Annotated in this window: 22 protein-coding genes; 15 read left to right on the forward strand and 7 right to left on the reverse strand. The window is 49.7% G+C overall.

All coding sequences use genetic code 11. The features are described from left to right. Positions 1–344 precede the first annotated feature (344 nt). Positions 345–671: a winged helix-turn-helix transcriptional regulator gene (locus FHS90_RS20985; RefSeq protein ID WP_182514463.1), complete on the reverse strand. Its 327-nt coding sequence runs from the start codon at positions 669–671 to the stop codon at positions 345–347. 111 nt (positions 672–782) lie between these two features. Between FHS90_RS20985 and FHS90_RS20990 the strand changes: the two genes are divergently transcribed. From FHS90_RS20990 to FHS90_RS21010, 5 genes are all read left to right on the forward strand, one after another. Then, positions 783–1556: an SDR family oxidoreductase gene (locus tag FHS90_RS20990; RefSeq protein ID WP_066834588.1), complete on the forward strand. Its 774-nt coding sequence runs from the start codon at positions 783–785 to the stop codon at positions 1554–1556. 524 nt (positions 1557–2080) lie between these two features. Next, positions 2081–2821 (forward strand): SDR family oxidoreductase, encoded by a 741-nt coding sequence (locus FHS90_RS20995; protein ID WP_182514478.1) that lies wholly within the window; start codon positions 2081–2083, stop codon positions 2819–2821. Between the two features lie 114 nt (positions 2822–2935). Next, positions 2936–3340, forward strand: coding sequence for an SDR family NAD(P)-dependent oxidoreductase (locus FHS90_RS22535; protein WP_246387299.1), 405 nt, complete (start codon positions 2936–2938; stop codon positions 3338–3340). 549 nt (positions 3341–3889) lie between these two features. Then, a complete protein-coding gene (locus tag FHS90_RS22325; protein ID WP_220483121.1) occupies positions 3890–4051 on the forward strand; it encodes a hypothetical protein in 162 nt (53 codons plus the stop codon). A gap of 483 nt (positions 4052–4534) precedes the next feature. Next, positions 4535–5215 carry a porin family protein gene (locus tag FHS90_RS21010; RefSeq protein WP_182514464.1) on the forward strand — a complete coding sequence of 227 codons (681 nt, stop codon included), beginning with the start codon at positions 4535–4537 and terminating at the stop codon, positions 5213–5215. 163 nt (positions 5216–5378) lie between these two features. Here the strand turns inward: FHS90_RS21010 and ybiA are convergent, their stop codons facing one another. The 5 genes from ybiA to pnuC all read right to left on the reverse strand — a co-directional run bounded on the left by ybiA (position 5379) and on the right by pnuC (position 9339). After that, the gene (gene ybiA, locus FHS90_RS21015; RefSeq protein ID WP_220483122.1) at positions 5379–5717 is read right to left on the reverse strand and encodes a riboflavin biosynthesis intermediates N-glycosidase; all 339 of its coding nucleotides are present in this window, start codon (positions 5715–5717) and stop codon (positions 5379–5381) included. Between the two features lie 156 nt (positions 5718–5873). Then, entirely contained in the window at positions 5874–6755 is an 882-nt protein-coding gene (locus FHS90_RS21020) for an aldose 1-epimerase family protein (RefSeq protein ID WP_182514465.1), read from the reverse strand. Positions 6756–6854: 99 nt separating this feature from the next. After that, positions 6855–7382 carry an ATP/GTP-binding protein gene (locus FHS90_RS21025; protein WP_066834596.1) on the reverse strand — a complete coding sequence of 176 codons (528 nt, stop codon included), beginning with the start codon at positions 7380–7382 and terminating at the stop codon, positions 6855–6857. Between the two features lie 147 nt (positions 7383–7529). Then, positions 7530–8282 carry a DUF2490 domain-containing protein gene (locus tag FHS90_RS21030; protein ID WP_066834598.1) on the reverse strand — a complete coding sequence of 251 codons (753 nt, stop codon included), beginning with the start codon at positions 8280–8282 and terminating at the stop codon, positions 7530–7532. Positions 8283–8718: 436 nt separating this feature from the next. Continuing rightward, positions 8719–9339 carry a nicotinamide riboside transporter PnuC gene (pnuC, locus tag FHS90_RS21035; RefSeq protein WP_066834600.1) on the reverse strand — a complete coding sequence of 207 codons (621 nt, stop codon included), beginning with the start codon at positions 9337–9339 and terminating at the stop codon, positions 8719–8721. 149 nt (positions 9340–9488) lie between these two features. Here pnuC and FHS90_RS21040 point away from each other — a divergent pair, with 149 nt between their 5' ends. The 3 genes from FHS90_RS21040 (at position 9489) to FHS90_RS21050 (ending at position 12262) form a co-directional block, all read left to right on the forward strand. Further along, a complete protein-coding gene (locus FHS90_RS21040; protein ID WP_066834603.1) occupies positions 9489–9809 on the forward strand; it encodes a rhodanese-like domain-containing protein in 321 nt (106 codons plus the stop codon). 479 nt (positions 9810–10288) lie between these two features. Then, the gene (locus FHS90_RS21045; RefSeq protein WP_182514466.1) at positions 10289–11293 is read left to right on the forward strand and encodes an aldo/keto reductase; all 1005 of its coding nucleotides are present in this window, start codon (positions 10289–10291) and stop codon (positions 11291–11293) included. Positions 11294–11365: 72 nt separating this feature from the next. Next, positions 11366–12262 (forward strand): helix-turn-helix domain-containing protein, encoded by an 897-nt coding sequence (locus FHS90_RS21050; protein WP_182514467.1) that lies wholly within the window; start codon positions 11366–11368, stop codon positions 12260–12262. 205 nt (positions 12263–12467) lie between these two features. Here the strand turns inward: FHS90_RS21050 and FHS90_RS21055 are convergent, their stop codons facing one another. Then, positions 12468–12857 carry a winged helix-turn-helix transcriptional regulator gene (locus tag FHS90_RS21055; RefSeq protein WP_182514468.1) on the reverse strand — a complete coding sequence of 130 codons (390 nt, stop codon included), beginning with the start codon at positions 12855–12857 and terminating at the stop codon, positions 12468–12470. A 114-nt stretch (positions 12858–12971) separates the two neighbouring features. Between FHS90_RS21055 and FHS90_RS21060 the strand changes: the two genes are divergently transcribed. The 7 genes from FHS90_RS21060 to FHS90_RS21090 all read left to right on the forward strand — a co-directional run bounded on the left by FHS90_RS21060 (position 12972) and on the right by FHS90_RS21090 (position 21905). Further along, positions 12972–13352 carry a DoxX family protein gene (locus tag FHS90_RS21060; protein ID WP_066834608.1) on the forward strand — a complete coding sequence of 127 codons (381 nt, stop codon included), beginning with the start codon at positions 12972–12974 and terminating at the stop codon, positions 13350–13352. A 12-nt stretch (positions 13353–13364) separates the two neighbouring features. Beyond that, positions 13365–14267, forward strand: coding sequence for an SDR family oxidoreductase (locus FHS90_RS21065; RefSeq protein ID WP_182514469.1), 903 nt, complete (start codon positions 13365–13367; stop codon positions 14265–14267). 303 nt (positions 14268–14570) lie between these two features. Next, a complete protein-coding gene (gene guaB / locus FHS90_RS21070; RefSeq protein ID WP_066834613.1) occupies positions 14571–16040 on the forward strand; it encodes an IMP dehydrogenase in 1470 nt (489 codons plus the stop codon). 514 nt (positions 16041–16554) lie between these two features. Then, positions 16555–18630, forward strand: coding sequence for a PP2C family protein-serine/threonine phosphatase (locus FHS90_RS21075; protein WP_066834615.1), 2076 nt, complete (start codon positions 16555–16557; stop codon positions 18628–18630). A gap of 19 nt (positions 18631–18649) precedes the next feature. Beyond that, positions 18650–18988 (forward strand): STAS domain-containing protein, encoded by a 339-nt coding sequence (locus FHS90_RS21080; RefSeq protein ID WP_066617784.1) that lies wholly within the window; start codon positions 18650–18652, stop codon positions 18986–18988. After that, positions 18981–19391, forward strand: coding sequence for an ATP-binding protein (locus tag FHS90_RS21085; RefSeq protein ID WP_066834616.1), 411 nt, complete (start codon positions 18981–18983; stop codon positions 19389–19391). Before FHS90_RS21080 ends, FHS90_RS21085 begins: the two co-directional genes overlap by 8 nt. 210 nt (positions 19392–19601) lie before the next feature. Next, positions 19602–21905, forward strand: coding sequence for a peptidylprolyl isomerase (locus FHS90_RS21090; protein WP_066834617.1), 2304 nt, complete (start codon positions 19602–19604; stop codon positions 21903–21905). The last annotated feature ends 50 nt before the right edge of the window (positions 21906–21955 follow it).

Here is a 21955-nt window from a genome sequence, read left to right on the forward strand (position 1 = left end):
TTCTCATCGGCAAAGTGCTTCCTGCCCTGCATCGTAAAATGATTTGGTGGAATATCCTTTTACGTTTATCTTCAACCAGTTGTGCAACAAGCACATTGTGTAAAAGTCATCTCGGCCGACGGCCTTGCACGCTTTTTAGCCAAGACCGTTGGCGGTCAATTTAGACAACTACAAAACCCGTCAGTTCTAAAGCTTGCGGAGAACCGTTCACTGACAGTTCACTATTCGGCCTACACAACTGAAATTCAACAGACGAACATCTAACTTCTACATTTGGACTGGACAGTTCTTCGCTGATTAAAAAAATATCACGAACGGCCAATTACCTAACACCACCGTCACGGTTAGCCAACATATTCAACGCCCCATTTATACAGCTCATTGATAATGGGCTCTAATTTTCTTCCTTTTGTTGTTAAGGTGTATTCAACTGTTGGGGGAACGGTCGCAAAAACTTCCCTGACAACGATTCCATTTGCTTCCATATTCTTCAATTCTTTGACCAGCATTCGGGTATTTATGTTTGGCACAAGCCGTTCTAACTCGCTAAAACGCTTTTTACCGGTAAACAAGGCATAGATGATCGACATAGACCATTTTCCGCCTATTACACCTAAAATTTCCTGAAGTGTACATTTTTCTTCAGAGCTGCTACCTTTTTTTTTGTTCATAACTACTTGATTCTGTTGAACGCTTTACTTTGTGTTATTACTATACATTCATGTAACTACTTTCAAAAGTAAAGTATTGTCTATTGCTTTGCAACTCACTTTAAAAGCAATATGGACAATCTAGTAGAAAGACAAGTTGCCTTAGTAACAGGCGGAACAAAAGGCATTGGAAAAGCCATTGCCGACAATTTAAGTAAGGCAGGTATGCAAGTGGTGGTAACGGCACGCACTGCACCAAAAGAAAACACCAACGGACAGTATTTCATTTCCGCAGACCTTGCCACCCCCGAAGGTGCAGAAAGAGTTGCAAAAGAAATTCTGGGAAAATATGGCCGGATAGACATCATCATTAATAACGCAGGGGCTAATTTAAGTCCGGGCGGCGGCTTCAGTGCTCTTTCAGACGAGCATTGGAATAATGATTGGCAGCTCAATTTTATGTCAGCCGTTCGCATTAACAAAGCGTTATTGCCTACTATGATTGAGCAGAAAAGTGGTGTTATTATCAACATCTCTACCGGTGCTGCAAAACAACCGCTTTGGGAAATGACCATGTCATATTCTTCTGCCAAAGCAGCGTTGAATGTTTACAGTAAAGCATTGGCAAACGAAGTAGGCTCAAAAGGAATACGGGTAAACGTAGTTTCACCGGGTGTGGTAAAAACACCGTTAATGTTGGAGTTTGTTGAAAATATAGCCAAATCTTCAAGCATCACACCTGACGAGGCGTTCAAAGCACTAATAGACAAAGTAGGTGTTCCAATGGGAAGAATGGCTGAACCCGAAGAAATTGCTAACCTTGTAGCATTCCTTGTTTCTTCTGAAGCAAAATATATCACAGGCACAAATTATTCAGTTGACGGTGGTGCATTGCCCATTATCTAAACTACTGACAGAAAATGGCTGGTAACCATGTATTGTCAAAAGCGGGGGTGAGCGGCTACAATGGGGCTTCTGCAAATTTTGGTTGAACACTTGTGCTAAAAATCCCCCGCCTTTGCTCAAGCTGGCATGCGACAACACGTTATCTAGAATTTATAGAAAACTACCCGTCCCTTGTCAACCGAATTCCATTAGCGTATATCGCGTCCTAGCTAAGAATCACGCAGCAGTCTTTAAGCAGAATAAGAAAAAACATTAGGTAAACCTGGTTTTTACCAAATGGTAAATGATTCCATTTTTAGAAGAGCCTACTTTGCTTCGAGCCTGTTTAGCATTTCCAAAAATGAGCTTTAGACAGCTTCTGTACTGGCGCCAGCACCCGCTTGTGTCGCTGTTTTGGCTCTTCTTTTGCGAAAACAGGCCAGAAACAGAAGCAAACAGCTTCAAAAGACTTCCAAAAAGCAGACACTTACGCCTATGATCAGAAAACACTAAACAGGCTCTTCATTATTAAAATACTTATAAAAATGAAATCAGCATTGATTACTGGAGCGAACAAAGGCATAGGGTTTGAAACTGCCAGACAACTGTTGCAAAAAGGGTTTTATGTTTATCTGGGAAGCCGTGAACTGGAAAATGGGCGGGAAGCTGTAAGAAGGTTACATGCAGAAGGGCTAACCAACACTGAAGCCATCCAACTAGATGTAACAGATGACAACTCTGTAAAAGCTGCGCGTGAGGAAATTGGCAAGAAGACAGAGGTACTAGATGTTCTTATCAATAATGCGGGTATCAATGGAGGGAGGCCGCCCTATACCGCACTTGAGGCGGGGGCAGACCAATTCATGGCTGCCTTCAATACCAATGTAGTAGGCGTAGCAAGAGTGACACAGGCTTTTATTGACTTACTCTATCAATCAACTGAGCCAAGAATTGTCAATGTAAGCACCAGCGTGGGGTCTCTTTCACTACAAAGTAACCCGAGCTGGCCAGCCTATGACTATGCAAAATATGCAGTATATGGTTCTTCAAAAGCCGCTTTGAATATGTATACCGTGCATTTGGCTTATGAATTACGTGACACAGCTTTCAAGGTAAACGCCGTTTGTCCTGGTTATACCAAAACCGATTTCACTAACCACAATGGAGGTGAGGTGGAAGAAGCTGGCAAACGCATTGTGAAATACGCCCTGATAGACCAAAACGGCCCCACCGGAAAGTTCTTCAGCGAAGAAACAAACCCGGCAACAGGCGAGATTCCGTGGTAAAGGAGACGCAAAAACAATAAAAACACCTACCCCATTATACCTGAGATTCAAAGAAAACAAACTGGCGGTTTGAACAAAGCAACTTCAGACGTTTGAACAAAGCTACCGCTCAGCATGCTATCTCCCTTTGTCCCAACAAAACAATTAAATGTTAAAGAAATGGGAAAGAACAATTATCAGGGAGCGTTACAGAAACCAGTAGGTTCAGGGTTTAACGCCGCATCTTCCACAAGTGAGGTAATTAAAGGCATTGACCTCACAGGAAAATTTGCCATTGCTACAGGGGGTAACACAGGCATAGGTCTGGAAACAACCAAAACACTTGCAGCCGCAGGGGCAACCGTGGTTGTTCCTGCAAGAGACATTGAGAAAGCGAAAAGAAATCTGGAGGGCATTGCCCATGTAGAGTTGGCGGCAATGGACCTGATGGATCTCAATTCAATTGATGCGTTTGCTGAAAACTTCTTAGCATCAGGCAGACCGCTTCATCTGCTCATCAACAACGCAAGCATGTTGTAGGTACCGCTACGCAAAGATAACCGGGGCATAGAATCTCCGTTAGGGACTAACTATGTAGCACAGTTTCAACTGACGGCAAACCTTTGGCCTGCCCTTAAAAAAGCCAATGGGCAAGGGTAGTCAATGTCTCCTCTCAAGGGCACCAATTTGCACCCTTCTGTTTTAAAGACCCCAATTCCTTCATAGGGACTATGAGACGAAGCTGTTTAGAGTTTTGATAGAAAGGCATTTGGTCAAGATTCTAGTTTCTGTTTTCGGCCTGTTTTTTGAAAAATAAGCCGAAAACAGAAACTACAGGCTGGTGAAAAACCTTACCCGGCAGCCTTTGCCTGCCGGTTTCTAAAACTCTAAACAGCTTCGGACATTACAAGCCTACGGGCAATCTAAAACTGCCAGTAATTTATTCGCCCTGGAATTAGACAATAGAGCCAAAACATACAAGGTAAGAGCTTATTCAGTACACCTGGTTCTTTTGGGGGCACAGAGTTAGGCAGAGAAGCGCCATTGGAACTGTTTCAGCAAATGGGGTTCTGTGATGCAGAAGGCAATATGCTGCCCGAAGTCCTGGCCTCGCTCAAAACCATTCCGCAAGGGGCCGCCACCACTGTCTGGGCTGCCACCAGCCCCTTGCTCAACAGCCTGGAGGTGTGTACTGTGAAGATGGAGACATTCCCGAATTGGCTTCTGACACCGCTATTTCTGCGGGTGTAAAAGCACACTCACTGGATGAGGCCACGGCAAAGCAACTGTGCCATTGGAGCGAAAAAATGACAGGTGTAGCATCCAATATTTAATACTTAAATAGCACGTACTAAAATGACAAGTTTAAAAGAGAAAGTTGCCGTCATTACGGACGGCAACAGCGGCATTGGCAAAAGCATTGACTAAACAAGGAGCGGAAGTAGCTATTACGGGCAGGAGAAAAGAAGCCGTTGAAGAGGCCGCCAACTCATTAGGCGTAACAGGTGTTTGAAACCAAATCCACTCGCAGGTTATGATTAGGGTTAACGCTAGCAGGAAGATATTTTAGAAGGTGGCAGCTTTGAGAAGCCAATAAAGGGACAGAAAAATAAAGCTTTTTATAAGTAGGAAAGCGTCAATACAGGTCATTGTTCCGCTTACCAGAAGCAGTTATCTCACCAGAGCCAAAACCCACCCTCGCACGTACATACCAGAAACCAACTGCCTCTGTACATGCGTACTGTACGTTACAAGATTCCCCGCCGCATTTACCTGCTCCTCTTCCTCCTGATTGATTTCCCTGTCCTTGGGTTTGCCCAGCAGACAAGCCAAACCTTAGAGATTCTATTACAGGCTGGTCCCAGCCATACCTTCTTGCGCGGACGTGAACTTACAGATCAAGCGTCAGGGGATATCAGGCCGGTGGCGGGCCTGGCGTTGCGGTACCAGTTGAACCGGTTTTTTCTGCAAACGGGGCTCCTGTATGAGAACAAAGGCAATAAAGAAGAAAGCAGTAACCTAGTTTATGATGAACAAGGCCATCTGCAGGGAGAGCAGCTGTATACCGTACGCACCCATTACCATTACCTGGTCATGCCCCTGTTCATTGGGAAGAACGTTGGCCAAACCGGCTTTTACGGCAAAGCGGGAGTCTACTTAGCCTACCTTTTCAAACAGCAGGTAAGCGCCTTAGACGAAGATCTGAACCTCACCCCCTACACCGGCAGAATAGATGGCGGGCTCAGCGCCGGAATTGGTTTTTCAAGAAACCTTTCCAACACGTGGAGATGGTCAGTGGAAGCGCGGCATAATTGGGGATTGCTGGACACCAACAAAGAACCTATCCTGACCGGAGGCACCTTAAAAACCACCTCCACCAATCTGTTGCTGGGCATCAGCTATGCAATTAAATAACTCAAGTTGCAATGGTTACTGCCCTTCTGTGACAACCCACCCCTACCCCTCCCAAGAGGGGAATCATCTGCAAAAGCCTCAGTAGAAAGCCCCCTCCTTAAAGGGGTAGGTAACGGGTCAACTGCTTTAATAAATCGCAACTTGAGTTAGATAGAAGAACTTCTCACCCCTGAAGCTCCTCGCGTACCTGCATCAGGAGATGGCCTAGCCTGTTCTGCCCCGTGCCATCAGCCCCAATCCCCCAGAAGAAGTCATACGGTGACGCCTCGGCCAAAGGCGCAGAGAGCAGAAGCTCCATTAACACGGTATGGGTTTGTAATTTCTTCCGCACCGCGGAAAGCATACCCTCCTTCCGTACCTCCTCCCAGTCAGTTCTAATGTGAATTTGTCTGGTCCTGCCCAACTCCCTTGCCATTCTGGGAGAGGCAGCGATTCTGATCTTTTCCTGATACGCTGCATCTCCAAACTTCAGGGTTTGGAAATAATGCTCTTTAAGGGCCACTATTTCCCGTCTAACTCAATGCCAAAATCAGCTAAGTTTAGAGAACGCCCAAAGGCGGTATCTTTGGCGAAGAAGGAAATGGTTTCCATAAAGAAAATCTAAAGGCTGTTTTGGGGCTGTTTTGAGGCTGTTTTTCTGAAAACAGCCCAAAACAGATCAACCTATGGTAATGGTATAGGCGGCTTCAAAGGTTTCACCGGAACCAACAGACTGCATGCCTTCCTTCTCGCTCAGCTCTACGGGGCCACCGGCGCTGCCAGCCACGCCGTACCACGGCTCCAGGCACAGGAAAGGCGCGCCGCGGCGTTTGGTCCAGATACCCAGAAAGGGGAAGCCGGCAAAGTCCATCTGCACAAAATGCGGGTGCTGGTCACATTTGAGGGTCACGCGCTCAGACTTGAAGTTCTTGAACACCAGGGCGTCTTTCTCAAAATGGTCATAGTTCAGCGGCAGAAGGGCCATGTTGTCCAGCACCGGTTCAGTGGCGCCGCTCAACAAGCCGGTGCCTTCTTCCAGCAGGTACCGGGAAAGGGTTTCGGGTTGGGAGAACTCCAGGTAGTAGTCTTCAAAAGCGCCGTTTTCTGTGATAGGCACGTGGAACGCAGGGTGGGCGCCAATGGAGAAAAGCATCTCCCCTTCGCCGGCATGCCGTACCTGCCACTTCACCTCCAGCGTTTGGTCTTGCAGCGTGTACACCACCCTTAGCGTAAACCGGAACGGATACACTTTTAAGGTTTCCTCAGAAGCTTTGAGCTCATACACCAGCTGGTTCTCTGTCTGCCCCACCAGCGCAAATACATTATCCCGCCCAAAACCGTGTTGCGGCAGGCTGTACGTTTGGCCCTGGTGCAGGAACTGGTTCTGCGGCAACCGCCCCACAATGGGGAACAGGATGGGCGAATGGCGGTTCCAGAACTCCGGGTCTGCCTGCCAGAGATACTCCCAATTGCTGTCTTTTTTTACCAGGGAGCAGAGTTCGGCCCCGTGGCTTTTCACGCCTACGCGTACCAGATCGTTTTCAAGAAAAGTGGTTTCCAAGGTCAAGTTATGGTTTGATGAGGGGTAGAAGGCCGTAAGAACAGGCGTTTCTATTTGTTTACGGGTTTGATCAACACATGGGTTTAAGGTATGCGGCGCCTACTGAAAAGATCTCAGCTGCCGCACCTGCTCCACCGCCTGAATGGCGTTCAACAGCCGTTCCTCAGAAGAGCCCGAGATCGCCACATAGGGCACGCCCAGCCCCTCCAGTTCGCGTTTGTACCAGTCATAGAAGTACTGCCGCAGGTGCGGATGCTCGCGCTGCGGGTCCGGCTCCCAGGGCAGGTCTATGTTCAGGAGCAGATACAGGTCTACGTCCTGCCGCTTGAGCTCCTGCAAAATCCAGGGGGCGCACACGCCGTAGGCATGCTCAGACCAGATTTTCAGGACCAGCAGCTCCGTGTCATACAACACCAGCGGCGGCTGCGCGCCCAGCACCTCCTGCCACCGCTGCAGCTGGCCGCGGGCAATCTTCTCCAGGTCATGCGCCTCATACGGCCTGCCCAGGTGGGCAATGTATTCGCGGGCATACTCTGGCACCCACGGCACACCGTAATGCTGCGCCAGCTGCTGGGCCAAGGTAGATTTGCCCGTACTCTCCGGACCGGTAATGGCTATTTTCAGCACGAAAGCGGGATAAAGGGTAAATCTGTTTTCGGCCTGTTTTTCAGAAAACAGCCCAGAAACAGAAAATTCTCAGCGGTGAAAATAGCCAAAAGAATCTGGTCCTGCCAAAGAAACCGCGGGCAGGCCCTTCTCAAAAAAGAGGCTTCGCTATTTCGCCGTTTCGGTTTTCCTCCGGAAGTCCAGGTTATAGGTGAGCCCTACCTGCAGGGTGTGGTTGTTTTCAAACCAGACGCCGTTGCGCTGGGCCACGTGCTGGTGCAGGTACCCAACCTCTACCGAGGCGTCTTTGTGGAACCGGTAGCCCAAGGCGGCGTAGGCGCGGTTCTGGTCCAGAAAGTTGGTGGTCACATTGGGCCCGAAGTTGATGAACACCTCGTCATACACGCCCAAGTAGAACTCCTTGTCTTCAATAGAAGGCCCCTGCAGCGGGATATTGGCTCTAAACTGGTAGCGCACCCGGTTCAGGTACGTGTAGTCTTGGGCATTGGCGAATTTGATCCAGCGCTGCTCCAGCCTGAACCGGTGGGTCAGCCCAAAAATACCCTGCTGGTCTCTAAACTGAAGCTGCTGGTACGTGCGGTGCTCCGGAAAATCATGGGCGGCCGGGTTGTCGCCGTAGGGGTAGGTGTGCACGTATGCGTAGCCAAAGGCCACAAACGCATTGTCTGAGAGGTTATACGTGAGTGCCACCCGCGGCATGAGCTGCTGCTGCCGGGTGATAACCTTGTATTGCCGCAGCTGGAATTCTGTGTGCAGCCCCACTTTGTCAGTAAGTCTGTGATTCCCGAAATACATGTACCAGCCGTTGAAGTTGGTGTCATGGCGGCGGTTGTTCTGGGCCTGAACCTGGGCAACCGCCACTCCTAAAATCAGCAGGGCTAGCAGGAAAATCTTCTTCATAGCAAGTCTTGCCGCAGAAACGGCATCTGGTGAGTACAGCTGCAAAACAAGCCCTAAACTTTATGCCAGGCAAACCAACCCTCCATTTTTAGAGTGATTATGAGAAAAATCTGCCCTTGTTCCCCCGTAAGGCTATAAATTTTTCAAGCGATCCCGGAAAAAAATACCTTCTGGAGAAATCCCCCATTTCCGCCGCCGCAGAATTGATAGACGGAGCCTGGTAAGAGCGCTCTATAGGTTTATTGGGAGGAGTTTGCCCGGGGCAAGCGGCGGCTGGTGCCTCTGTTTTTGAGCTACTTTTCGTAAAACAGCCCCAAAACAGAAGCTACTGCCTCTGAACGTACCAAGCGCCACTCGCCCCAGAGGGGGTTAATTGCGCCATCTGCCCCGTTTTCTTGCAAGGGAATGCTGCTAAGCCCTGTTTTTCAGGTTCAACCTACCCTGCTGCCTGGCCAGGTGAAAGGGTTTGCGGCTGCATGCTCTTCTTCCAGTCGCGGTAGCCTATCCAGGCCAGAACCAGGTAGATGGCATACAGCCCGGCGGTGGGGTAAAGCTCTTTGTAGAGGTAAATAGGCACGTACACGGCGTCTACCACCAGCCAGATGAGCCAGTTTTCCAGTTTCTTCCGGCTCATGAGCCATTGGGCGCCCAGGCTCACGGCCGTGGTGCCGGCATCCCAGTAAGCCAGGTCAGCATCTGTGTGCTGGTGCAGGTAATAGCCCAGCCCCACGGTAAAGACGGGCACAAACAGCAGCAGCCAGCCCCATTGCGCTTTGGTCATGGCCGTTACCGGCCGCTCCACCCGCTGACTGCCCTTATGCAGCCACATGTACCAGCCGTAGAAATTAAGCAGGGCAAACATGACTTGCAGCCCCATATCAGCATACAGGCGGGCTTTGTAGAAGATCACAATGTACAGCAGCACGCTCACCAGCGCCACGGGAAACGTCCAGATGTTCTGCCTGGCCGCCAGCCACACGCACAGAATGCCGGTGATCACGCCCACCACTTCAGTGAGGGTGTCCAGGGTCCAGTAGTCAGGGGAGAAGAAGTCCATAGATCAAAAAGCCGTTTTTGGCCTGTTTTCAGGAAAGGAGGCCAAAAACGGCTTTCCCTTAAAAAGGCAGGCGCACAAAAATAGAAGCAATTCAACAGGTTGCGGCAGATTCCTTTCGGCTGCGCCGAAAAATGCTGTAATTTTACCGCATGATCCCAGAAATTACACCCCGGCAACTGAAAGAGCGCCTGGACCGCCAGGAGAACCTGCAACTGATTGACGTGCGGGAACCTGAGGAGTGGGCTATCTGCCACCTGGGCGGGCAGTTGATCCCGTTGGGTGAATTGACCAAGGCTATTGACCAGATAGCCAAAGACACGCCCACGGTCCTGATCTGCCACCACGGCTTCAGGAGCGCGCAGGCACTGATGTTTCTGCAGCAGCGCCACGGCTTCACCAACCTGCTCAACCTCAAAGGCGGCGTACATGCATGGGCGCAGGAGGTAGACCCGGAGTTCCCGGTATATTGATGGGTATTTAATAATTGTTTTTTAGAACAAAACTTCTTGCCGCAGCTCCAGTTCCCTTACAACTGTTTCTCCGGCAGCCATATTCTACCGCCTTTATTGGAGAAGCTCCATTTTACCTTCTGCCTTCTGCAAGTTTTTAGCCTGGAGCAATGATGGCTGCAAGTATAAACGTCCGTAAGGCAATAGTCTTGAATGCCTGCTTTTTCGATTTAAAAATCACACAGGGATTTCGCCGTTTGTAAATAACATTCTTGTTGAGGGCAATACTTATATCAACAAGCAAATTACGATTAAGTTACCAGCAAATCACTGGCAGCTGATGCAGCAACCACACCTGCTCTTTTCAGACAAAATGGTTAGTTTAAAAATTGATCATTTCTCCAAGAACTAATCATTCCCTGATTTGCACACATGTAACAGGGGTTTGCCAACATCTGCCTTTCACTGCTCCACTACTTTTGGTATATAAACTAAACGTTATGGAAATAAAGAAAATGAAACTTGGAAGTGAAGGTCTGTCTGTGCCTATGATAGGGCTGGGGTGCATGGGCATGACTGGTTTTGAAGATGGCCACATGTATGGCCCAGCAGATGAACAGGAAGCCATTGCCACCATTCATAGGTCGTTGGAGTTAGGAGGTAACTTTCTGGACACGGCAGACTTGTATGGTCCGCTAAAAAACGAACAGTTGATCTCAAAAGCGATTGAAGGCAATAGAGACAAATATATCATTGCCACTAAATTTGGCTGGGAGATAGATGATCACGACAAAGTCACCTGGGCCATTAACGGTAAAAAGGAGTATGTAAAAAAAGCAGTGGAGCGGTCACTTAAAAACCTGAACACTGACTATATTGATCTGTATTACCTGCACCGCCTCGACAAAAGCACCCCAATAGAAGAAACCGTTCAGGCTATGGGAGATTTGGTGAAAGAAGGCAAGGTGGGCTATATTGGTTTGTCAGAAGTGTCTTCTGAAACGGTGAAAAGAGCCCATGCGGTGCACCCTATTACGGCAGTACAAAGTGAGTATTCCTTATTTGAACGTACCGTGGAGGAACGCGGCGTTTTGCAGACGCTGCAGCAGCTTGGCATTGGGTTTGTCGCTTACTCTCCGCTGGGGCGCGGTTTTTTATCCGGAAATCTCCGCAGCATAGACGACCTGCCCGAAAATGATTTCCGGAGGGCCATTCCCCGCTTTCAGGCGGAACATTTCTATAAGAACATTGAGTTAGTAAAAGCCATTGAAGCCATGGCCGCAGCCAAAAACGTTACCCCTTCACAGTTAGCCCTGGCCTGGATTATGAGCAAAGGCATTCTACCTATACCCGGCACCAAACGCCGCAAGTATGTAGAGGAAAACATAGCCGCTACCCGTGTTGCGCTAACCGAAGACGACCTGCTTACCATAGAGAACATTGTGCCTTTGGGTACAGATACCGGTAAGCCTTATGATGAATTCAGCATGGGGCTGATTGATTAATTTTAACCGGCGGCCGCCCAAAAATCTGCTCAGGGTGCGGCCGCTGGTTATTTCCACGTTTGATTTACCTCTATGAATGCCATTACCTCTGTTTCAGCTTTTCACCGCTTATTGTCTTTGCCTGCTCCCCGGCACCCGCTGGTAAGCGTTATTAACCTGCAGGAAAGTATTTTTCTGGAAGATGACATTTGGAAAGGTTTTGTGAACCGTTTCTACTGCGTTGCTTTGAAAAGAGAAGCGAAGGGCAAAATAAAATACGGGCAACAGCACTATGACTATGACAAGGGCGTCCTCAGTTTTACGGCCCCCAACCAGGTGCAATCGCTGGATTTGCAGAACATGGAATGCGGCTCTGGGTACCTGCTTATCTTCCACCCAGACTTCCTATTGAAACATCACCTGGCCAGCTCCATCCATACGTATGGCTTTTTTGATTACGCCGTCAATGAGGCATTGCACCTATCAGCCGAAGAAGAAGACAATTTGTTAACGATCCTGGCTAAAATAGACGCAGAATGCGCGCACATTGACCGCCATACCCAGGAAATCATATTGTCTCAGATAGACTTGCTGCTTCAATACGCTAACCGGTTTTATGAGCGCCAGTTTATTACCCGTAAAAACAACAACCACCATCTGCTCACTAAATTTGAGCAGTTACTTAGTCTTTATTTTGAAACCAACCTTCCTGAGGAGGCAGGGCTGTTAACCGTGCAGTATGTGGCAGAACGGATGAACCTGTCCCCTAATTACCTGAGTGATATGCTCCGGGTGCACACCGGCCAAAACACCCAGCAGCATATACACGAGAAACTGATAGAAAAAGCGAAAGAAAGGCTAGCCACTACCAATCTGTCAGTCAGTGAAATTGCTTATTCTTTTGGTTTTGAGCATGCACAGTCTTTCAGCACACTTTTCAAAAAGAAAACAAACATGTCGCCGCTGGAATTTAGGCAGACATTCAATTAGCGCTGGGGTTGCCTCAGATAAAAACCCTGTAAAGCTGTTTAGAGTCTTTTTTTAAGGCCTTTTGAGCGATCCTGCCTGTACTTCTTTCAGGAGTACTGCTTATTTCATTGGTATTCAGCAAAGCCTGTTTTGGGCCTGTTTTCCGGAAAACAGGCCCAAAACAGGCTTTGCTGAATATGCTCGCTCCCTCCTTACTTCTTTGGGTTTAGCCAAGTTCATTTTCCTGCTCTTGCGGTGTCAAATCCATGATCTTCCTTTTGTGCCCTGCTCCCCATTGGGTCAAAGCGGTAATGACATCTTTTAAGGAATGGCTGTATTCCGTAGGAATATATTCTACCATCACAGGAGTCTGGTCAGGATATACTTTCCTTTCCACCAGATGATTTTCTTCTAATTTCTTCAATTCTATTGACAACGATTTAGCAGAGATACTTTTCAAGGCGCGTTGCAATTCGTTGAACCTGGTATTCCCGCCCAGAATTCCAATCATTACCCTTATCGTCCATTTCCCTCCAAGCACATAAATAGCGTCTTCAGTTGCTGATAACCTATTACTGCACTGTACTGGTGAATACTCTAATTTGCTTAAGGCCATTGTCTTTTTTTGAATAAACTAACTCAAAGGTAACTACTCACCTATGGGTAAGTACTCTATTTAGTATAGTAAATATACATAATCTTGCAACATCAACTTCTAAAAAACAATGACATGAACAAAACCAAGATCACCTATTACGCCACTACCGGCATTATCACGGTAATGATGCTCTTCATTGCTTATGAGACCCTTACTAAACCTGAGGTTAAAGTATCCATGGCTAATTTAGGGTTCCCAGATTATTTCAGGATTGAACTAGGGATCACGAAACTGATTGGGGTGGTTTTCCTTTGGCTGCCTGTTCGCTTGCTAAAAGAAGCGGGGTACATTGGTTTCGCCATCATGTTTGCTTCGGCGGCATACGCCCACTTCATGATGGGAGATCCTGCAGATAAAGTAGTGGCGGGATTGGCTTTTCTTGCCATTTTGATTGCGTCCTATGTGTCCTATGCAAAGCATCAAAGACAAGTGTCCTCTATTCATCCACTATAAAAAAGTAAAAGTATGATTTTAGTTACAGGTGCCACAGGAAATCTGGGTTCAAAAGTAATAGCACATCTATTGAATAAGGGAACCGCGGCAAAAGACATTGCCGCATTGGTTAGAGAAGAAGAGGACGCCAGTACCCTTAAGGAGCAAGGCATTCATATAAGAATAGGTGATTATGCAGAGATAGATTCCTTGGTAAAGGCCTTTGCTGGCGTTGATAAAATGCTGCTGATTTCAAGCAATGACCGCGGGGCGGTGGAAAACCGGACAAAGCACCATATCAATGCGATTACGGCAGCCAAGGCAGCAAACGTAAAACACATCGCCTACACGTCATTCGTGAGAAAGCCAGGCCATGAAAATTCTGCCATATCCGGCTTTCAGAATTCCCATGTAGAATCAGAAAATTTCCTGAAGGAGAGTGGCATTACCTATACTATTCTTCAAAACTGTATTTACCAGGAAATGATCCTGGCCTTTATAGGTGAAGGTGTTGCCGAAACAGATACTATTTTATTTCCTGCCCAAGATGGGAAAGCGAGTTGGGTGCTTCGTGAAGAACTTGCCGAGGCAGCAGCAAATATATTGATCACGAATGGACATGAAAACAAGACATATCCTTTAACCAATACTACCTCGGTAGGTTTTGAGCAAATAGCTGCTTATATCTCGGAGGTTTTAGGTAAAAAGGTGACCTATGTTTCTCCCGCGGTGGAAGATTTCAAGGCCATTCTTGCAAAAGCAGGTGTGCCTGATTTGTACATCGGTATGTTTACTATGTGGGGAACCGGCATAGCAGCCGGAATGATGGATCTGGAAGATACCACGTTAGAAATTTTGCTGGGAAGAAAACCAACCAGTGTGCACCGCTTTATTGAACAGGTCTATAGGATAGAGCAGGAACAATCCCTTGCATAAGCATTCGTCTTAATTTGCAGATCACCTGCCTTTACAGAGTAAGCATATGCTGGTGCTGTTTACCTAACCAGGCTTCCCAAAATGGCGATTCCCCTCAGCTGAGGGGAATCGCCATTTTGGGAAGCCTGTATAAAGTGGGCCTATCACTGGAAAAGGAATAGAATGGGAGTGCTTATGAGTGTGCTCCTCCCATTTTCAAGGGGAAGGTCAAGCAGGCCGGCTTAAGTTTATTTTAGGTCATTTTGTCGTTTATTCAACTTTTCCCTTAATTTTACGTGGCAAATACCATAAACGCTATTTGCCATGCAGTCCCACGCTCCTAACGTGTTGTTCGAGGCTCTCACCTACGACGACGTTCTCCTTTTACCGGCCTACTCAGAAGTACTGCCGCGCGATACCAACACCTCTGCCCAACTGACCAGAAACATCCGTTTGAACATTCCGCTCCTCTCAGCGGCCATGGACACGGTGACCGAGGCAGACATGGCCATTGCCATGGCCCAGGAAGGCGGCATTGGCATCATCCACAAAAACATGAGCATCAAGCAGCAGGCTGAGCAGGTGCGCAAGGTGAAACGCTCTGAGAGCGGCATGATCCTGGACCCCGTGACCCTGAATGAGAACGCCACCCTGGGCGAAGCCATGCAGATCATGAAGGAACACAAGATTGGCGGCATTCCGGTGACCAATGATGACCGGAAGCTGGTGGGCATCATCACCAACCGCGACCTGCGCTTTGAGAAGAACTACAGCGTGAAGGTCTCTGAGATCATGACCAAAGACCGCCTCATCACCGCCCCTAAAGGCATTGAACTGGACAAAGCCGAAGATATTCTGCAGGAATACAAGATTGAGAAACTCCCCGTGGTAGACGAGAACGGCCTGCTGGCCGGCCTCATCACCTACAAAGACATTCTCAAGAGAAAACACCGCCCGTACGCCTGCAAAGACGAGTTTGGCCGTCTGCGCGTGGGCGCGGCCGTGGGCGTAACCCCAGACGTTCTAGATAGAATTGCCGCCCTGGTAGAAGCCGGTGTAGACGTGATCAGCGTTGACACCGCCCACGGCCACTCCAAAGGCGTGATAGACGCCGTGCGCCGCATCAAAGACGCGTACCCAGACCTGGACCTCATAGCCGGCAACGTGGCTACCGCCGAAGGCGCCAAGGCCCTGGCCGACGCCGGAGCTGATGCCGTGAAAGTGGGCGTTGGCCCGGGTTCTATCTGTACCACCCGTATCATTGCCGGCATTGGCGTGCCGCAGCTGTCTGCCGTGATGGAAGCCGCCAAAGGCCTGGAGGGCACGGGCGTACCCGTCATTGCCGACGGTGGCGTAAAATTCTCAGGTGACATTGTGAAAGCCATTGCGGGCGGCGCCAGCACCATCATGATTGGCTCCTTGCTGGCCGGTACAGAGGAAGCTCCCGGCGACATGCAGATCTATGAAGGCCGCAAGTTCAAGACCTACCGCGGCATGGGCTCCATTGAAGCCATGGGCGAAGGCTCCAAAGACCGCTACTTCCAGGATGCCGAGGATGACGTGAAGAAACTGGTACCAGAGGGCATTGTAGGCCGCGTGCCCTACAAAGGGCTGGCCGGTGAAGTACTCTACCAACTGGTAGGCGGATTGAAAGCGGGCATGGGCTACTGCGGCGCCCCAGACGTTGACGCGCTGCAGAAAGCGAAGATGGTAAAGATCACCGGGGCCGGTTTAAGAGAAAGCCATCCGCATGACGTACAGATCACCCGGGAGGCGCCCAACTACAGCCGCTAACCAGGAGCGCTTATTTTTCAGAGAAGTCAGCCTTTCCGGTTTATTTGAGTCTTGCTTTCCTGTGCGGGAAAGCCCATGAGCGCCAACCGTACAGATGAAGCCTATTCTTTAGCCTTGCCCAGCACCTCAGGGCAAGGCTATTTTTTTAGCGGCCCTGTTTCTGGCCTCTTTTTCAGAAAACAGCCCCAAAACAGAAATCCTGTCACCAAGAGGGGTTGCTGTCTGAAATACCCCTTCAAACCGCCAGGCCAAAACGTATTTCCCCCTCCTGCCGCCTCAGGGCAAACCAAGATTACAACAACCCTCCTGCTTTATTAGCGTTTCTAAGTATAGTATTGCGCTGTTACTTTTGCGGTTTGCTGTCTATTGACCAAAGAATACGATACCTTTGCCCAGCAGACAGAAATTCTACCACGGAGCAAAACGTAATAAAATAACTTTTTTCAGTTATTTTTAGAGAATTCTCGTATTCACCCTCGTTAAACCAAAACGTTCACAGCAGGCACTTTTTCCAATGCCCAAAGACAAACGAATCAAGCGACTGAGTTTTTTTACCGGATGCGTGAGCTGGGTTCTGCTGTTGGTGAATGTTCTGTTTCTGGCGCGCCAGCGTCATGAGGGCGAAGCCAACCTGGCAGAGCCATACCTGAACAACCTGCTGTCTGTCATTTTCATCCTGTCTGTGTTTCTGTACCAGCGGTACCGCGTACACGCGCAGCGCACCGCTGAGTTTACCGCCCCCCTGCAGGCAGTACTCCTGAAAGGCGGGGCTGGCGCTTACCTAACCGCCCTGCTGTTCTTCGGGTACCCCAGCATACAGGAGATGGGCACCAACAACGTGTTCCTCTTAGATGCGTTCTACCAGGTGCTGTTTGGCTTTCTGGTGTACTTTCTGGCCAAGGCGTTTTACACCTGGCGCCAGTTCATCCTGTACCAGAAGACCAAGGACCTGATGACCCAGTGGAAGTGGTTTGAGATTCTGGTGGCCCTTTCGCTCCTGGTCCCGCTCCTGAACGTGGAGTACATGAAGCACATCTTCCTGATCCTGGATCTGGGCCTGCTGCTGGCTTACGGGCTGTACCTGAGCGTGAACCTGCGCTGGGTGGCGTTCCTGAGCCTTGACAAGAAGTGGCTGAGCATCTTTCTGCTGGCCGCCATTCTTCTGAGCATAGTCCTGTTCTCGCACTTCCTGTTCCAATACTCAGACTCCCCGGAGCTGGTGGTAGACTACACAGACAACCCCTTCATTCTGATCACGCTGGCTTTTGTATTCTGCTACACCCTCTCCTCTTTGCTGGTGGCCTTGTTCAGCCTACCCACCAGCCGGGTGTTTGAGCAGAAGAACGCAGACCTGCTGAGCTTTCAGCGGTTAACCCAGTCTATTCAGCAGGGGCAGAACGAAGAAGAGGTATATGCCTTGCTCTTTGAAAGTGTGATCAAGGCCTCTGGGGCAGACGCCGCCTGGCTGGAATATGGTGAAGATGCCAAGCCCAGCGCCAGAAGGCACAATGAAAGTGCGCCAGACCCGTTGGTTCAGGATATTAAACGGGCTCTGGCTCAATCTGGCAAAGACAAACAAGCCGACTGGAACCACATCTTCATCAACAATGACCTGAGGCACAGTTCCACGTTCAAAGATCTGCAGTTGCCGTTTCACTCGCTGCTCGTGATGCCGCTGGCGTCAAACAAGCGGCGGTATGGCCACCTGTACCTGCTGCGGGAAGTAGAGCAAGGGTTTGACCAGGACACCATCAACGTGGTGCAGTCTTTCACCAACCAGACGGTGCTCACCATTGAAAACCTGCGGCTGCTGGAAGAGTCTCTGCAGAACGAGCGCTACAAAGAGGAACTCAAGATTGCCAGCCTGGTACAGGACCGGCTCATCCCAAAAACATTTCCCACTGACACCTGGTTTGAAATCAGCAGTTACTCGCAGGCGGCCAAAGAAGTGGGGGGAGACTTCTATGACTTTCTGCAGCTGAGTGAGTCACGCATTGCCATCATTATTGGGGACGTGTCTGGGAAAGGGATTTCAGCGGCGTTTCACATGGCGCAGATGAAAGGGATTTTCCATGGCCTCATGCAGCAGGACTTACTGCCAGACGAGTTCATGGTGCAGGCCAACAGCGCCCTCAGCCGCTGCCTGGAGCGCACCTCGTTCATCACGTCAGCACTGTACATCATTGACTACAAAATGCAGGGGGTTTCGTTTGCCCGCGCCGGCCACTGCCACACCCTGTACTACAACGCCATGATGGAAGACACCTTCTACTTCCAGACCGAAGGACTGGGCCTGGGCATTATCAGAGACGCCTCTTACGCCAAGCGCATTCACCGCCTGCACTATGACTACAACCCCGGTGATGTGATGGTGATTTACACAGACGGCATCATTGAAGCCCGGAGCGAAGACCAGGAGGAATACGGGGAGGACCGGTTGAAATACATGCTTTCCCAGACCTACCACCTGGAGGCTGAGGACATTAAAAGCGCCATCATGAATGATGTAACCGATTTTACCAATGACACGTTGCATGATGACCAGACCTTGCTTGTGATCAAATTCAAACCACGTCAACCTAACACATAGAGATTCGTAAAGAAGGGCGATGAAAATAAAACACACAATCTCCGACAACACGATCACCATCAGCTTAGACGGTGAATTAGATGCCAGCTCCTCTGTCATGCTGGATGAAGAGCTTTCAAACCCCAGCATCATGATGTTCAGCAAGATTCTTGTGGATTGCAAGAACCTGAATTATATTTCTTCAGCCGGCTTAGGCGTCTTCATCTCCCACCTACAGCGGTTTGAAGACGCGCAGATCAAACTCATCTTCTTTAACATGCAGGAAAAAGTACGCAACGTGTTTGAGATCCTGGGGCTTGACCTGCTCATGACCATTGTCGGTTCTTATGAAGAAGCCGTGACCATTGCCAATGACTAACAAGATCCGGGTTAGCTGTGACAGGAAAAACCTGAAAACGATCCGCACCTTTGTGACGGATACGTTGGCGCCCGTCCATTTATCTGAGATCACCCTCAACCAAATCATACTGGCGGTAGATGAGATCTGCGCCAACCTGATCATTCATGCCAACCAGGAAGACAGCCAGAAATTCCTGAACCTCACCATCCGGTATGATGACAAGGAGATGGTCTTTGAGCTGTCTGACAACGGCAAGGCGTTTGAGCGGGCCAACTACCGTGAACCCAACATCCAGGACAACATTCGCATGGGCAAAAAAGGGGGCGTGGGGGTGGCGCTGGTCAACCGCATCATGGACAAAGTGGAGTACAGCGTGAACGGCAACACCAATATTTGCATTCTGCACAAGTACATCCCGTAACCCATTCCTTACTTTTTCTGCCTCCCGCACAATAAAAACCGTTTTTAGCCTGTTTTCAGCAAAAGAGGCTAAAAACGGCAATGTCATGTCTGCTAGCCCACTTCTGGCACTTTGTTTTACAACCTTAGCCGGTTCTGTGAGAAAAAATGAGTAAAATTGCATAATGGCTTGATGAGTGTGTTCAGGTCAGCATGCGTTTTGCCAATAACTATGCGATTATCATCTTTCTACGTGGGCCTGGGTGCCCTGCTCCTCTTTCAATGCGGCTCTCCCAAGAAAGCCACTGAGCCGGTTGTCCTCTCCATTGGTTCTGAGACGGTTCCGGCCGCTGAGTTTGCCTATGTGTATGAGAAAAACAACGGCAATGCAGACAGCGCTTACTCCAGTGCCAGCATCAAAGAATACCTGGACCTGTACACCAACTATAAATTGAAAGTGGCCGAGGCCAAAAGCAGAGGCCTGGACACCACTGAGGCGTTCAAGAAAGAACTGGGCGGCTACAAAGAGCAGTTGGCCCAGCCCTACCTCACAGAGAAAAGTGTCACAGACCAACTGGTGCGGGAAGCGTATGAGCGCATGAAGAAGGAAATCAACGCCACCCACCTTCTGGTAACGGTTGAACAGGACGCAGACCCCAAAGACACGTTGGCCGCCTATGAGAAAATCATGGGTTTAAGGCAGCAGGCGGTAAGTGGCACTTCCTTTGAAGCCCTGGCCCGCCAGCATTCAGAAGACCCCTCAGCCAAAGAGAACAGCGGCAACCTGGGGTACTTCACTGCCCTGCAGATGGTATACCCGTTTGAGAATGCCGCCTACACCACCTCCCCAGGCCAGATCTCCCAGCCGGTGAGAACCCGTTTTGGCTATCACCTGATCAAAGTAAATGAAGTGCGCCCGGCCCAGGGTGAAATCAAAGTTGCCCACATCATGGTGCGGGCCCAGCAAGGCCTGCCCAAGGCAGACTCCCTGGTGGCGAAGAACAAGATTGACGAAATCTATAAGCGGGTACAACGCCAGGAGAACTGGGACAAGCTTTCTTCTCAATTCTCTGAAGACGCCGCCTCAGCTGACAACGGCGGTGAGCTGCCCTGGTTTGGCACCGGCCGCATGATTCCCTCTTTTGAGGAAGCGGCCTTCGCCCTGGCCCAACCGGGGGCCATCACCCCGCCGGTGCAGACCCCCTATGGCTGGCACATTATCAAACTGCTGGAGCGCAAAGAGCTGCCCACCTATGAGGAGATGGAGACCTCCCTCCGGAACCGCATCTCCAAAGACTCCCGCTCAGAGCTGAACAAAGCGGCGTTCCTGAGAAGAATCAGAAAAGAAAACAACCTGCAGGAAGTTCCCGCCACCAAAGAAGCCGCCCTCAAGCTGGCAGATTCAACCCTGGTGGTAGGCAACTGGCAGTTTCAAGCCCCGGCAGAACCTAAAAACTTCGCCTCTGCCACGCTGTTCACCATTGGCGGGCAGGCTTACACCGTGACCCAGTTTGCTGACTACGTAGAAGCGAACCAACGGCCAAAGCAGAATGTCTCCCCAGCCCACGCCATGAACCTGCTGTATGACAGGTTTGTGGAAACCAGCCTGCTCAACTACGAGCGGGAGCACCTGGAGGAGAAACATCAGGATTTCAGAATGCTGGTGAAAGACTACCATGACGGCATTCTGCTGTTCCAGTTAATGGAGGAGAAAGTATGGGCCAAAGCGGTAGAAGACACCGTGGGCTTAAAAGCCTTCTTTGAACAGAACCGCGACAAATATACCTGGGGAACCCGCGCCAAGGCCACTATCTTAAGCGCGGCCAGCCCGGCGGTCCTGGCCGAGGCCCAGAAACAGCTGCAGCAGGGCAAGTTCCCGTCTGTGCGGTTCAAGCAGCCTGACCTCACCTTTGAATTCGGGAATGACAACCTGTTGAAGAATGCCACCACCCAGCTAGACCAGTTGGTAACGGCCCTGCAGGCAGACACCTCCCTCTCTGTGCAGCTCACCGGCTACACAGACGCCCGGGAGACCACCAACCGCGCCAACAGAACCCTGGCCACCCGCCGCGCCGCCGCAGTAAAGAATTATTTACAGCAAAAAGGGGTTCAAGAAGACCAGGTTGAAATAGTTGCCGCCGCAGATCGTTCTACCAGTGGCCGCAACGCCCGCAGAGTTTCAGTGGCCGTGTATTCCTCTGACCTGCAGACGTTGGCAGACCAGCTGAACCAAAACAACCCGCTTGCCTTGCAGGTAACCGCCCGCAAGTTTCAGCGGGGCGAAAACAAAGCCCTGGATGCGGTGAACTGGCAACCCGGCACCTATACGGTTGAGCAGGACGGCAGAACCATCTGGTTAAAGATTGACCAGGTGGAGCCCCCCATGCCTAAACAACTGAACGAAACCCGCGGCCTGGTCATTTCTGATTACCAGAATTACCTGGAGAAAGAATGGATCAAAGAGCTTAGGCAGAAATACCCGGTAAACGTGAACCAAGAGCAGGTCCAGAAACTTATCAGGAAGGAAAGTAAGTAAGTTTCATTTAATGAAGCGGTTTACCTAGCTTTGTCTGTTACACTAATTTT

This window comes from Rufibacter ruber (assembly GCF_014138425.1).
Taxonomy (GTDB): domain Bacteria; phylum Bacteroidota; class Bacteroidia; order Cytophagales; family Hymenobacteraceae; genus Nibribacter; species Nibribacter ruber_C.